A 13,466-nucleotide genomic window follows, 5' to 3' on the forward strand; every position below is an offset into this window, starting at 1 on the left:
ACCTGGTTTTTCCAGCCGCCAGCAGGAAGATAACACGTAAGCATCAGATCTCGGGCCGTTCCTCTTTAAAAAATTCGAACATAGTTTCGCAACAGTTTGCTGTTGGGGTTGCGGTTCGAGTTTGAGTAGGTATTATGGGAGTTGGGCTAGAACATAGTTACGGCATGATCATTCGGGGAGAATGTCATGGACCCTTATTACACCGTCAATACGCCGAACTGCCCAATCGCCCACGACGCCACCCAGATCCGGCGCGTTGACTACCACCTGTGGCAACGCCTCCGCCCGCCTATTAACGAGGATTGCGAGACCACCGTCGGCAACCTCGCCGCGCGCGCCGGCCTTTCTTATACCGCCTGCCTCAACCGCTGCTTAGCCCTCGAACGCCTCGACACCCTGGCCCAGCTCAAAGAAACCGTGGAAAGACTCCAGCACATCGGTTTCAATTACCTCACCCTGATCGACCAGGTCTTAAATAACCTGGGCGGGCCCACCCAGGACGTTCAAGAACGCATAGATAACGCATAGATACTGAATTAAACAAATACCTCAGCCCTACCCGCCCAGGCCAGCGCCTGCCCTCCTACGCCAACCTGCGCCGCAAGCTCAACAGCCTGGTGGCCACAGAACAGCCCGAAGACACGCCGAAAAATCGGCCGATACCTCCGGCCCAGACGGCGGCAACTATTCCTGCGAGTCCCAGTCAGGATCCCGCGCCGGCATCTACGCCGACTACGACCCCGCAACCACCGCCCAACTAGACGACGCCATTTCCCGCACTGCCAAAGAACGCGGCATCAGCCCGGCCGCCGCGCTCGCCGGCCTCATCCTCGGGGAATACTCCTCCCCGCAGGTGGTCCTCAACCTCTACCAGGCCAGCGACGTCCCCAATGCCCCAATCTTCGTCGCCGGATTCGGCTGGATTAGCCACGACAGCGGGCAGAAGCTGGCGGACGCAGCAACCACCGTCCGCCACATGTCGGACATCGCGGAAAAGCGCAGCCGCAACTACGCGACACCGAACGACATCAAGGCCTTCGTCAATGGCCGCGACGGCACGTGCCGCTACCCCGGCTGCACGGTCAAGGCGGAACGCGGCCAGAAGGACCACTGCTTCGACTTCGAAGACGGCGGCCCGACGGCCGCGTACAACCTCGTCAATCTGTGCCAGCACCACCACAACATCAAGACCGACGGTCGCGCGACCTACGTCATCGACCCGCACACCTCGGACGTCATCTGGTTGTTCAACGACGGCACCTGGCAGGCCACGGGCCCAGAGGGCCCGATGTCCCCGCGCTCCCGCAATTGGTTGCGGACGGTAGAGCAGGTCATGGCCGGGCGGAGGGGTTGATGTCGAAAAATCTGACATTTCCGCACCAAAGCACCACATTTGCTAGACCATACAGTCTAATTTCGGCCACCGGTCAACGTATAGAATTAGACAATGCAGTCTGTTCTCTTTATACTAAGTTGCATGATCAAGCCAGGATCGGCCTTCACTCGCCCACGCACGCCCGCCGCCAAGTGCCTCCACCTGGTGCGCCTCAATCCGATCGTCACTCGGAGCGAGCTAGTGGAAGCGACCGGCCTGTCCCAGCCCACCATCACGCGCGCGACCACGGCGCTATTGCAGGCCGGGCTCATCCAAGAGCGCACCGACCTGACCCGCACGAAGGGCCGCGGGCGTCCGACGGTGCCGCTGGAGGTAGCGGAGAACAACTGGCTGCTGGCTGGCATCGCCATCGGCACCTCCTCGACCTATATCGGCCTCTACGACACGAAGGGCCGCACCATTCGGGAGGATGACATTACGACCCCGGTGGCGTCGCTGAGCGAGGCAGATTTCATCGAGCACATCATGGCCGGAATCAACCGCTTGACCGCAGGCCTGGACCAGGCGTTGGTCTCCGTCGGCGTGACTACCTCCGGCCAGGTCGACGAGGAAGGCCTGGTCTACGCCCCGAACCTGGGGTGGAACGGCGTCGACATCGCCGAGCGCCTGCGCTTCCAGTTCAGCGTGCCGGTCGTGGTCACCGCAGCCATCCCCGCGATCCTGGGCTCCGAGACCCAGGCCGCGGACATTGCCTCCGAGGACAAGGTCTTGGTGCTTTTTGCGGACGACTCCATCGGCGCGGCCCTGTCCAACGACGACGGGGTCCAGCAGCTGACCCCGCTGACCGATCCGCAGGGCCGACCCGCACAGGATTCCCTCTCGACGGCGGCGGTGCTCAAGAAGGCGGCGGAGCAGGGCGTTACGGTCGACAGCATTGCCGATGCCCCGCGCTCCATCCTCGATGAGCGCGCACACGATCTCGGCGTGGTCGCCGCCCGGCTGGTGCGCGAGCACCACCCGAACACCGTGGTGGTGGCCGGTTCCGCCTTCGTGGATGATCCGCAGGCCCCGCGCCGCTTCGCCAGCGCCGTACGGGAAGAGGCCCCCGATGCCGAGGTCCAGCTGCGCATGATCCCCACCCACCGCGAGATCGTCCGCGCGGTCGCGCGCGCCGTCGCCCTAGATCCGCTGTTGCGCGTGCCGCTCGAGCTACGCAAGGTCAGGGTGTAGAAAGCACCTTCCGCACGCTATCGATGCCGTCGAAGCGCTCGGCCCGCAACCCCGCCTCGCGGGCCCCGCGCACGAAGTCGTCGCGGTCGTCGAAGAAGAGGGTGTCCTTGAGGGCGCCGCCGAGGGCGTCGACTGCGACGAGGTAGGCCTGCTCCTCCGGCTTGGCCACCCCGATATCGCAGGACAGGGTGACGGCGGCGAAATCCTCTAGCCAGGGGTGCTCGCGCCGCACGACGGCGGCGAGCCCGGTCGGGATATTGGAAAGGATGCCGACGGGGTGGCCGGCATCGATAAGCGACTGCACGAAGCCGACCATCTCCGTGTCTGCCTCGACGCAGCCCGCGATGTCCGCGGCCACGGCCTGGCTGGTGTCGATGTCGCCTAGGCCGCTGCGGCGGGCGAGCGTGGTCCACCAGCGCTCGTCGGAGACTAGCCCGGCGTCGTAGGGCGGGCGCAGCTCCTCGTAAGTGTCCCAGAAACGGGCACTATCCTGCACGCCGAGCGTCTCCTCGAGGAGGAGGCGGTCCGCGGCCGAGGGCAACCGCATGAGCACGCCGTACAGATCGAAGAGCAGCTTTGTTTTAGCCATGCGTTACCACCCGGGGCTTGAGCAGGCACAGGCCGGCGATGCCGCAGGTCGCGCCGCCGATGAGCATCGGCAGGCCCGTTCCCGAGGGGTTCATGAAGAGCAGGGCGATGGCTGCCAGGAGCAGGACGCCGCCGACGCCGAAGAAGGCCTTGACGAGCCCGCTGGCGCGCAGAAAGCGCACGCCGGCGAGCATGGCCATGCCGGCGAACGGGCTCAGCATGAGCGCGGCCGAGGAGAAGAAGATCCCCCACGCGATGTCTACCGCCGTCAGTGCCAGTCCCCCGACCAAAGCGAAAACCATCAGCCCGAGGGCGATGGCGGCGATAGTTTTTTGCTTTGCGGTCATAAAATACGATTGTCCCACCGGAGAAGCCTCCAGTGGGACAAAAGTGATTATTTTAACCAGACCGTTATTTGGTCTAGTGCTTTATTCGGCAGAGCCCAGGTTTGCGTCGATGCGCAGCAGGCCGGAGCCGTCGTTGCCAACCAGCTTGACCTGGTCGATGATCTCGGAGACGGTGTCTTCTTCCTCGATCTGCTCCTCCAGGAACCAGTTGACCAGGCTACGGGAATCCAGATCCTTGACCTCGTCCGCGATGCGGGCGATCTCACGGATCTCGGCGGAGACCTTCTGCTCGTGCTTGAAGGCGGCCTCGAAGGCGTCCAGCGGGGTGGCAGCCTTCAGGGACGGGATAGCGATATCGGTCAGCTCGACGCGGTAGCCGCGGGCCAGCAGGTGGTCGGCGAACTTCTGAGCGTGGGTGCGCTCCTCGTCGGCGTGACCCAGGAACCAGTCGCGCATGCCCGGGAAGGACAGGTTGTCCATCTCATAGGCCAGCTGGGTGTAGATGAGCGCCGCCTGGTGCTCGGAATTAACCTGGTTGTTCATTGCGGTTTGCAGTTTCTCGTCCATGACCTGGACCTTTCTGTCGGATCGGTGATTAACTACCGATAAGTATACGCGTTTAAAAAACCATTTCCAGGCAGGAAATCCTTACCAATTTAAGGTTATGTTTACGTAACCCGCGTTATGTTTCGTTGAATTTCTCGATCCGGCGCTGACTTTCGCCATCCAGTCCCTTAAATTCTACCTCGATTCCGCGGGAGGCATACTTGCTGCGCACGGCATCGACGGCCGCGATGGTGGAGGTATCCCACAGGGTCGCGGCCGAAAAATCGATGGAGACCTTGTCCGTGCCCGGCGCGTAATCGAAGGAATAAACCAGGTCATTCGAGGAAGCGAAGAAGAGCTGGCCGGACACCGCGTACGCGCCCGGCCCGGTCTGGTCGACGGTCACCACGTGCGAGACCCGCTGGGCGAAGCTGACCGTCGCCGCCAGCACGCCCAGCACCACGCCGACCGCCAGGTTGGAGGTAATCAGGGTCCCGGCCATGGTGAGGCCCATGACGAGGGTCTCGGACCAGGGCATCACCCGCAGCGTGCGCGGCCGCAGGGAATGCCAGTCTACGGTGGTCGCCGACACGATGATCATCACCGCCACTAGGCCCGCCATGGGGATGCGCCCGACGGTCTGGCCCAACACCAGGATGAGGATGAGCAGGAAGACCCCGGCCATGAGCGTGGACAGCCGGGTTCGCGCGCGGGCGCCGCGGACGTTGATCATCGTCTGCCCGATCATCGCGCACACGCCCATGCCGCCGATGAGCGCGGAGAGGATATTACCTATCCCCTGGCCGTAGGATTCGCGAGTCTTGTCCGAGTGGGTATCCGTGATGCCGTCGACCAGCTTGGCCGTCAGCAGCGACTCCATCAGGCCCACCAGGGCAACGCCCAGGGCGTAAGGGCCGATAACCTGCAGGGTCTCCCAACTCAGCGGCACGTCCGGGATGAACAGGCCCGGCAGCGAATCCGGCAGCTCTCCCTGGTCGGCCACGTCGGGGACCTCCCAGCCGGAGATCATGACCAGGGCGGTGAGCACCACGATGGTAATCAGCGGCGCCGGGATGGCCGGTAGCAGGCGCGGGGCGGCGAGCATGAGCACCAGGCCTAGCCCCACCAGCGGGTAGACCAGCCAGGGCACGTCCTGCAGGTGCGGCAGCTGCGCGGTGAACATCATGATGCCCAGGGAGTTGACGAACCCGGTCATCACGCTGCGCGGGATAAACCGCATGAGCTTGGCGATGCCGACCGCCGCCAGCACCAGCTGCAGCACCCCGGCCAGCAGGATGGTCGCGACCACGTAGTCGAGGCCGTGGCTGGCCGTAAGCGGGGCGATAACCAGCGCAACCGCACCGGCCGCCGCCGAGACCATCGCGGGACGTCCGCCAGTAAAGGCGATAGAAATTGCCATCACCACGGAGGCGAAAAGGCCCACCCGCGGGTCCAGGCCCGCCAGGATGGAAAAGCTCAGCACCTCCGGGATGAGGGCGAGGGAAACCGCGAGACCGCCGAGCACCTCGATGCGCAGCCGGCGGGCAGAGGAAAAGGCGTAGCGGAAGCTATCCGCTACGCCCAGGGAACCTGCGTCATTCATCGGAATGTTAGGACCCTTCCTTGAACGAACCGTCCGCGGTGATGACCGGCAGGACCGACCAGCAGAAGTTGATCCACTTATCGGTATTGCGCCACACGTAGTCCGGGTGGAAGATGGTCACCGGCTTGGTGTAGATGACCGCCGAGCGCACGTCCACGTTCAGCTTCGGCTTTTCCGGATCCAGATCCTCGTGCTCGAGGATGCGGCAGACCAAGTCGAGGGTCTTGCCGGAATCCGCGACGTCGTCGACCACCAGGACCTTCTTGCCGTCCATGTCGGAGGCGTCCAGATACGGCGGGAGTAGTTCCGGCTCGGGCAGGGTCTTGCCGATATCGGTGTAGAACTCCACGTTGATGGACCCCATGGCCTTAACCCCGATGGCGTAGCCGATGGCCCCGGCCGGGATCAGGCCGCCGCGGGCTACGCCGATGATGAGATCCGGCATCCAGCCCGAGTCGATGATCTGCTGCGATAGGTTGCGGCTGGCCTCGCCAAACGTCTCCCAGGTGAGGTTCTCCCTCTCCGGTACCGCCCAGTCGGGGTTATGGGGATTAGTCACGTGGTTCTCCTATCACGGTTGCAGACTCTCTATGGGGAAACTTTCCGTCTAGTCTATCGCCGGATAAGCGTTAACGAAAAGGCACTTCCCCTAGCGCCCGCCGGAGCTTGCGCGTGTGGAGACGGGACGGGTTTTCCGCCAGCTGCTCGACCGCGCGCACCGCGCACATGACGTGGGCCTGCTTGGAATTCGAGTAGAATGCCTGCGCCTGGGCCGGCAGCTTGGGCACCGCGTGCAGCGGCAGGTCGCTGACGGCCAGCAGGGTGCCGTAGGGCACGCGGTAGCGGTAACCGTTGGCGGCCAGCGTGCAGGACTCCATGTCCACGGCCACGGCTGCCGATGCCCGCAGCCACTCCCACAGCTGCCGGGTGGTGCGCCACTCCCAGTTCCGGTCGTTGGTGGACAAGACCGTGCCAGTGCGCATGATGGGGTTGTCCGCGCCGTAAATCTCGTCCACGCTCGCCTCCAGCATGCGCTGGATTTCCGGGATGGCAGGGATCGGGTTCGCCGGGGTGACCGGATCGTCCAGGAGGCCGTCGTCGCGCTGGTAGGCGTTGCCCAGGATGAGATCGCCAATGCGCATGCGCCCGTCCAGGCCTGCGCAGTGGCCGATCATGATCCAGGCCTCGGGGCGCAGTACGGCCAGGCAGTCCGTGATGGTCTTCGCATTAGACGGGCCGACCCCGATGTTGATCATCGTGATGCCGTCGCCGGCGGCGGTGATGAGGTCGAAGCGGGGCATCTGGTAGCGCGAGGTCAGCGTCAGCTCGTCGACGTCCAAGTCCACCGCGTCGTTGGGATGGATGGTCTCGCCCGTGGGCAGGACCAGCGCGGTGTAGCGCGAGTCCTCGCTGGCGAGCTCGCGTAGCCCGAACTGTACGAACTCGGTGGTGTGCATGGCGTAGTTGGTGAACAGGATGTACTTCTGCACCGTGTCGACCTCGATACCGGTGTAGTGCTCGATCCGCTCGCAGGCGATGTCGAAGCGCTGCGGCCCGAAGTGGAACAGCGGCTTCTCCGCGCCGTGGAAGGCGTCCCAGTCGCCGTCGATGATGGCGTCGTTAACATCGTCGAGCGTGGGGCGCGGGACGGTGGTCCCGCGGTCCTGCGGGGCCGGCGGGGCGCCGCGGATGTACTCGGGCGGGATGCGCACGTCCGAGTAGCCGACGTAGATATCGCACGGGTAGTTGTCCACCAGGCGCTGCAGCTGGGTGGTCAGGTAGTCGCGCAGCAGGTAAGGCTTGGAGATCACCGCGGAATAGTTGCCGGCCTCGTTGACGTAGCCGAAGGGTTGCGAGCGATCGATGGGGTGCCACTCGCGCACGGCGACGGTGATTTTGGGGTAGCGGACCTGGTCGTAGTCCTCGAAGTCGTGGGAGCGCCGACAGGACTGCTCGTAGAGTTCGATGAGGCGCGTGACCGCCTCGTCCACCGTCTGCACCTGCACTGTCTCTACCTGATTTCGCATGCCGCCACACTACCGCGTAAACGAAGGCCCCGCCGGCTGCACGCTGGCGGGGCCTTCTCCCCATGACTAATCTAATCGGTGCTAAACAGAAGGAGTGGAGCGCAACTTCTGCAAAACAACCGCCCGTGATTAGGCAAGGCTTACTTTAAGGTACTTTGGAAAGAGCGTCAACCCTTCGGATGACAATTTTTAAAAAAGTTTTTCCTAATTCGCCTCACCTGCTAGTTCGCTAGGCTGGAAGGCCCCGGATTGTATAAGGAGATGGTTGTACGTGGCCGCTGATGCACTACAGGAACTGCGCTCCACAATCGAAAAGCAGCTGCGCCGCTTTTGGTCGAACGATGCCCCGGCCAACCCCCGCTTCGGCGTCAAGAACACCGCCCCGCCCAACGCGCTGCGCGAGGAGGTCGCCGAGGAGATCGCCGAGATGCTGCGCAAAGACCCCACCAAGGAGGGCTATTTCGGCTCGCTGCGCGAGGATTCGCGCACTCGGATAGCCGTGTCCAACGAGGAGGTCGACTCCGCCGGCTCCAGCTCCACGGTGGACTCGCTCCCGCTGGGCGCGCGGCTCAAGCCCCGCGGCATCTTCGAGGACAACTGGACCGCCCGTCCCAGCCCGGACCGCCCCTGGCCCATCATCTTGTTGCACGGCACGGCCGACTCCAAGGGCATCTGGCAGATCCTGGGCGGCGAGCTCCGCGAGGACGGCTGGGCCGTCTTCGCCCCGGACTACGGCACGCGGGCGACGGGCCTGCTGCCCGAGTCCGCCGTGCAGGTCGGCGCCTATATCGACGCGGTGCTGACCATGACGGGCGCGGAGAAGGTCATCATCGCGGGCCACTCGCAGGGCGGTCTGCTGGCCCGCTACTGGATGCGCGTGCTCGGCGGGGCCAGCAAGGTCCGCCACCTCATCTCGATCGGCGCGCCCAACCACGGCACCACCGAAGGCGGCATCATCAGCCCGCTGATGGCCAGCAAACGCAACGACTCCATCATGAAATCCATCATCCAGTCGTTCTTCGGCGACGCCGGCCAGCAGCAGATCGTCGGCAGCGAGATCTTGAGCGCCGTTAACGCCGGCGGCGACCTGGACGAGGGGGTGACCTACACGTGCATCGCCACGCGCCACGATGCCGTGGTGGTCCCGCCCGAGACCTGCTTTTTGTCCCCCAGCAAGGTCAAGGACGGCACGGTGCGCAACATCTACGTCCAGGACTTTGATTCTCGCGCGGTGGTGCTCCACCACGACCTGCCGGTGGACCGGCGGGTGCGCGCCATCGTGCGCACCATCGTCCGGCAGCTCTAGTCCGGCTCCCGGATGGTCTCGACGAAAAGCCAGCTCGAGTCCAGCTCCCCGTGGCGAGAGCACCGCGCGCGCCAGCCGTCAGGGCGGACCTGGACCACCATGCGCCGCCCGCACAGGCGACAGTAACGCGGCACGTCCAGGCCGGCCTCGGCCGCCGGGTGCAGGGTGGAGACCTATTCGAGGGGCTGTCCGGTATTCGGGTGGTAGACGGGCAGATCGCCGGCGAGGACGGACGCGGCGAGCGCGGAGTGATCAGTGCCCGCAGGTTTCCCCGACATCTATAGCGCCTAGATGGGCAGGTCGATGCGCCCGAGCATGTCCACGTCCTTCTCGATCTGGCGGCCCAGGGTCGTCAGGTAGTTGCCCGCGATGATGGCGTTGATGCCGCCGAGCAGGCCCTTCTCCGTGCCGTCGTCACCCAGGGACAGCTCGCGGCCGCCGGCGAAGCGGAGAGTGACAGCGGGCATCGCCAGCCGGAAAGCGGCGACGGCGCGCAGGCCCTCGCCCAGGGGCACCAGCGGGCGATCCGCGAACGGGGTGCCCGGCCGCGGGTCGAGGAAATTCATGGGCACCTCGCAGGGCTCGATCTCCGCCAGCTGGGCGGCGAACTCGGCGCGCTGCTCGAGGGACTCGCCCATGCCGATGATGCCGCCGCAGCAGACCTCCATGCCGGCCTCGCGGACGAAGTCGAGGGTCTGCCGGCGCTCTTCCCAGGTGTGGGTGGTGACCACCTGCGGGAAGAAGCTGCGCGCAGTCTCCAGGTTGTGGTTGTAGCGCTGCGCGCCCATGTCCTTCAGGCGCTGCGCCTGCTCGCGGGTCAGGGTGCCCAGGGAGCAGGAAATCTCAATGTCGACCTCCGCGTTGATGGCGGCGATGGCCTCCCCCACCTGGTCCAGGAGGTTATCGCCCGGGCCCTTGACCGCGGCGACGATGCAAAACTCGGTGGCGCCGGTCTTGGCGGTGTTCTTCGCGGCCTCCACCAGCTCGGCGATATCCAGGCGGGCGGCGCGCACCGGGGAGGCGAACAGACCCGACTGAGAGCAGAAGTGGCAGTCTTCCGGACAGCCGCCCGTCTTGATGGAGATGATGCCTTCCACCGAAACGTCCGGGCCGCACCAACGCAGGCGAGTTTTATGCGCGATGTCGGCGATTTCTTCCAGCTGCTCGTCGGGGACGGAAAGGACCTGTAGGAGCTCTTCTTCGCTCAGGCCGATGCCCTGCTCAAAGGCCTTCTCACGGGCGATATCAACAATACTCATACGGGTAGCGTAGCGAACAAAGTTGAACGGCGTTTAATTTTGCAACTTTAAGTTTATTTCTCTCGCGGGTGGACCGCGGCACTAGGCTGAGGTGCATGAGCGAAAACACCAGCCTGTACGACGACACCCTGGAGCTACTCCAGGAGCTTATCCGCAACGCCTGCGTCAACGATCTCACCGATGATTCGGGCCACGAGGTCCGCAACGCAGACACGCTGGAGCGCTTCTTTGCCGGCACGGACGTGCAGGTCCAGCGCTTTGAGCCCCACCCCGGGCGGGTCTCGGTGTTGTTTACGGTCCCGGGCGGCGACGGCGAACCGCTGACCCTGATGGGCCACACGGACGTCGTGCCCGTCGACCAAGACAAGTGGACCAAGCCGCCTTTCGATGCCGTCATCGAGGACGGCGTGCTCTACGGCCGCGGCGCCGTCGACATGCTCTTCATTACTGCCACCATGGCGGCCGTGACCCGCGAGGTGGCCCGCCGTGGGAAACCAGCAGGCGATCTCACCTTCGCCGCCCTGGCGGACGAGGAGGCCCGCGGCGGCTGGGGCTCGCGCTGGCTGTATGCCCACCACCCGGACGCGATGAGCTGGGACAACTGCCTGTCGGAGACCGGCGGCAGCCACCTGCCGAACTCGCTGGCCTTCAACGTAGGCGAAAAAGGCGCGGGCCAGCGCCGCCTCCACGTGCACGGCGACGCCGGGCACGGCTCGACGCCCTTCGGCAAAGACTTCGCCATCGTGAAGATCGGCGAGGTCGCTCGCCGTATCGCCGCCGCCGATGCCCCCGTGGCCACCAGCGAGACCTGGACCGGATTCGTCAAGGCGTTCCGCTTCGATCCCGTCACGGAGCAAACGCTCATCGGCGGCCAGGGCACCGCGGAAGATTACCGCGCCTTCGGCAACTTGGACGCCTACGCACACGCCTTTTCGCACACCACCTTGTCCCAGACCGTCCTGCGGGCCGGCGGCGCTATCAACGTGCTGCCCTCCCACGCCTACCTGGAGATGGACATCCGCCCCTTCCCCGGACAGACCCAGGAGGAACTGGACGAGTTCCTGCGCCAGGCGCTGGGCGATCTGGCCGACGAGGTCACCATCGAGCACCTAATTACCGAAGACGCCACGCAGTCGGGCACCGACACCGCGCTCTGGCAGGCCATCGAGTCCACCGCCCACGAGTTCTTCCCCGACCTGGACGTCACCCCGGTGCTGGCGACAGGCGGTTCGGATCTGCGCATCGCCCGGCGCGCCGGCGGCAATGGCTACGGCTTTGCCCTCCACGCGCGGGCCCGGGACATGGCCGAGGCCAATTCGCAGCTCCACAGCCACGACGAGGCGCTCCACTTGGAGGACCTCGATCTCACGGTGCGGGCCTACCGCAGCCTGGTGCGGCGCTTCCTGGGCGTCTAGAAAGTTTCCTGCGTACACTTTCCCGAACCGCGAACTCGTGCCAAGATGTATCCCATGAAGAAACGCCTTGCTGCTCTCGTGTTGACCACTACTCTTGCCACCCCCGCCGTGGCTTCCGCCGATCCCGTCGACGACCTGCTGGCCAAGGTGCCCGCCGGCCAGATCTCTTGCGAAAAGGCCCGCAGCTACTGGACCAACCCCGGCGACTACCAGTCCAAGCGCAGCCAGGCGCTGTCCGTGGCCACCTTCCACCCGCGCGGCGGGGAGATCCGCTCCGCCATCGCCCGCATGGACGACGCGGTCAACCGCTGCAACCTGGGACAGTCCGGCAACCAGCAGCCCGCTCCACAAAACACCCACCAGAACCGCGCTCCGCAGAAGACCCACCGCGCCCAGAACGTGATTGAGCTGGCGGTCGTCCCCGGCCAGCCGACCGTCGACGTGCCGTTCGCCGGCCAGACCTTCCGCATCCCGGATCTCGCCGCCCTGGCCCGCACCGCGCTAGCCCAGGTGCAGCAGCAGTTCGGCTCTCTGTCGTCCTTCTAGTCGACCGGACCCAGCTGGAAGTAGATCTCCTCATGCGCGTGACACCCGGGATTAAACGGGTGCCCGCACGCCGGGCAGGCGGTGGCTAGCCGGTAACGCCCGTAATTCATCGTCTCCCCACAAACGCCGCACAAAACCGCGTTCGTGTGCTTATCCATCGCGCCGAAGGGGTGATCGGCGAGTTCCGCGTGGCAGATAGAGCACGCGTAGAACTGCCCGCACGTCGCACACTTGTTGGCCACCACGTCCACCGGCGTATGCCAGTGCGCGCAACGCCCCTGGGCGTCCACGTCGACGCCTTGGATTTCTTTTCCCGACATACTCAGCCATTCTTTCCCACGAAAAGAAAAACTCTTTGCACCTCATACCCTTTCGGGTTTTTGCACGCTCAACGATACTCAGAGGGAGGGGCCGACCCCCGGAAAGTGGACACGTCGGGGGTTAGCTATGCTGCTTGGGTCAGTGTAGCTGATGTGAGTGCTTCGAAGTCATCGGGAGCTAGAAGGTTGCACCAGGAGTGCCGTCTGCGCGTGTTGTAGCGCATGCACCATCGAAAGACCTCTTGGCGGCAGACGATGGGACTGTCAAAGACTTTCCGATCACGCAGGACTTCACGCTTTACGGTGGCGTTAAATGATTCTGCCAGGGCATTATCGGCACTCGTTCCCACTGCGCCCATGGATTGGCGTACACCAAGCTGTGCGCAGTGGTCCCAAAAGCCTGTGAGGTGTACACACTGCCATGATCAGAATGGAAAATTGCCCCTTTAAGGCTTCCGCGAACCTTGCTGGCATGGGACAAAGCTTCGATAACCAGCGATACCCGCATGTGATCGGCGAGTGCATGTCCGACGAGTTTGCGCGAGTAGACGTCAATGACTGTGGCAAGGTACATGTTCTTGCCGCCCTTACACGACAGGTACGTAATGTCGCCTACATAGACGTGGTTCGGCCTGTCAGCTGTGAATTTACGGCCTACTAGATCTGGCATGACTCGACGTCCAGGCTTGCGCCTGGTGGTGACGCATCGACGGCGCTTGGTAAAGCCTTTAAGCCCCATCGATTTCATGATGCGTGCGACCTTCTTGTGGTTGATCGAAGGAAAGTCCGTATCGTCGTTGAGGCTTGCAGCAATGCGTTTAGCACCATAAAGCCCGTGCTCATCATCGAAGATGGTCTTAATTTGTGGGTTGCGTCCGCTAGCGTGGTGTATCTGTAGCCCGCGGTTGGCCTTGTGCCGGTGCACAATGAGGCGACCATCGCG

General features: G+C 64.2%; 14 protein-coding genes and 2 pseudogenes. 6 read left to right on the forward strand and 10 right to left on the reverse strand.

The genetic code is table 11. The features are described from left to right. Positions 1-186: 186 nt before the first annotated feature. The 3 genes from QQS52_RS09515 (at position 187) to QQS52_RS09525 (ending at position 2,566) form a co-directional block, all read left to right on the forward strand. The gene (locus QQS52_RS09515) at positions 187-528 is read left to right on the forward strand and encodes a hypothetical protein (RefSeq protein ID WP_472773635.1); all 342 of its coding nucleotides are present in this window, start codon (positions 187-189) and stop codon (positions 526-528) included. Positions 529-853: 325 nt separating this feature from the next. Continuing rightward, a complete protein-coding gene (locus QQS52_RS09520) occupies positions 854-1,354 on the forward strand; it encodes an HNH endonuclease signature motif containing protein (protein ID WP_472773636.1) in 501 nt (166 codons plus the stop codon). 123 nt (positions 1,355-1,477) lie between these two features. After that, complete coding sequence (locus QQS52_RS09525; RefSeq protein ID WP_472773637.1) at positions 1,478-2,566, forward strand: ROK family transcriptional regulator; 1,089 nt, start codon at positions 1,478-1,480, stop codon at positions 2,564-2,566. Here the strand turns inward: QQS52_RS09525 and QQS52_RS09530 are convergent. The 6 genes from QQS52_RS09530 to amn all read right to left on the reverse strand — a co-directional run bounded on the left by QQS52_RS09530 (position 2,556) and on the right by amn (position 7,677). Beyond that, positions 2,556-3,155, reverse strand: a complete 600-nt coding sequence (locus tag QQS52_RS09530; protein ID WP_472773638.1) for an HAD family hydrolase — start codon at positions 3,153-3,155, stop codon at positions 2,556-2,558. The two genes, QQS52_RS09525 and QQS52_RS09530, sit on opposite strands and share 11 nt — an antisense overlap. Next, a complete protein-coding gene (locus QQS52_RS09535; RefSeq protein ID WP_472773639.1) occupies positions 3,148-3,501 on the reverse strand; it encodes a hypothetical protein in 354 nt (117 codons plus the stop codon). The genes QQS52_RS09530 and QQS52_RS09535 overlap by 8 nt, the downstream gene beginning before the upstream one ends. Positions 3,502-3,582: 81 nt before the next feature. Continuing rightward, positions 3,583-4,068: a ferritin gene (locus tag QQS52_RS09540; RefSeq protein WP_070768575.1), complete on the reverse strand. Its 486-nt coding sequence runs from the start codon at positions 4,066-4,068 to the stop codon at positions 3,583-3,585. Positions 4,069-4,183: 115 nt separating this feature from the next. Beyond that, on the reverse strand, positions 4,184-5,650 hold the full coding sequence (locus tag QQS52_RS09545) for a SulP family inorganic anion transporter (protein ID WP_472773640.1): 1,467 nt from the start codon (positions 5,648-5,650) through the stop codon (positions 4,184-4,186). Between the two features lie 7 nt (positions 5,651-5,657). Next, complete coding sequence (locus QQS52_RS09550; protein ID WP_070768576.1) at positions 5,658-6,209, reverse strand: phosphoribosyltransferase; 552 nt, start codon at positions 6,207-6,209, stop codon at positions 5,658-5,660. 70 nt (positions 6,210-6,279) lie between these two features. Then, positions 6,280-7,677 (reverse strand): AMP nucleosidase, encoded by a 1,398-nt coding sequence (amn, locus tag QQS52_RS09555; RefSeq protein ID WP_472773641.1) that lies wholly within the window; start codon positions 7,675-7,677, stop codon positions 6,280-6,282. Positions 7,678-7,948: 271 nt separating this feature from the next. Between amn and QQS52_RS09560 the strand changes: the two genes are divergently transcribed. Continuing rightward, positions 7,949-8,983 carry an esterase/lipase family protein gene (locus QQS52_RS09560; protein ID WP_472773642.1) on the forward strand — a complete coding sequence of 345 codons (1,035 nt, stop codon included), beginning with the start codon at positions 7,949-7,951 and terminating at the stop codon, positions 8,981-8,983. On the opposite strand, the pseudogene bsaP reads toward QQS52_RS09560, so the two are convergent. After that, positions 8,980-9,261, reverse strand: a pseudogene (bsaP, locus tag QQS52_RS09565) (biotin synthase auxiliary protein BsaP). The gene QQS52_RS09560 and the pseudogene bsaP overlap by 4 nt on opposite strands. A gap of 9 nt (positions 9,262-9,270) precedes the next feature. Then, positions 9,271-10,242 carry a biotin synthase BioB gene (gene bioB, locus QQS52_RS09570; protein WP_472773643.1) on the reverse strand — a complete coding sequence of 324 codons (972 nt, stop codon included), beginning with the start codon at positions 10,240-10,242 and terminating at the stop codon, positions 9,271-9,273. A 95-nt stretch (positions 10,243-10,337) separates the two neighbouring features. On the opposite strand from bioB, the gene QQS52_RS09575 reads away from it, so the two are divergent. Next, entirely contained in the window at positions 10,338-11,657 is a 1,320-nt protein-coding gene (locus QQS52_RS09575) for a M20/M25/M40 family metallo-hydrolase (RefSeq protein ID WP_472773644.1), read from the forward strand. 54 nt (positions 11,658-11,711) lie between these two features. Continuing rightward, positions 11,712-12,203, forward strand: a complete 492-nt coding sequence (locus QQS52_RS09580) for a hypothetical protein (RefSeq protein WP_472773645.1) — start codon at positions 11,712-11,714, stop codon at positions 12,201-12,203. On the opposite strand, the gene QQS52_RS09585 is transcribed toward QQS52_RS09580, so the two are convergent. Together QQS52_RS09585 and QQS52_RS09590 are read right to left on the reverse strand one after the other, a co-directional pair. After that, a complete protein-coding gene (locus QQS52_RS09585) occupies positions 12,200-12,523 on the reverse strand; it encodes a CHY zinc finger protein (RefSeq protein WP_472773646.1) in 324 nt (107 codons plus the stop codon). The two genes, QQS52_RS09580 and QQS52_RS09585, sit on opposite strands and share 4 nt — an antisense overlap. Before the next feature lie 125 nt (positions 12,524-12,648). Next, positions 12,649-13,364: pseudogene (locus QQS52_RS09590) on the reverse strand (IS3 family transposase); the annotation flags it as partial. Positions 13,365-13,466 lie beyond the last annotated feature (102 nt).

The sequence above is a fragment of the Corynebacterium sp. 1103A genome (assembly GCF_055700955.1).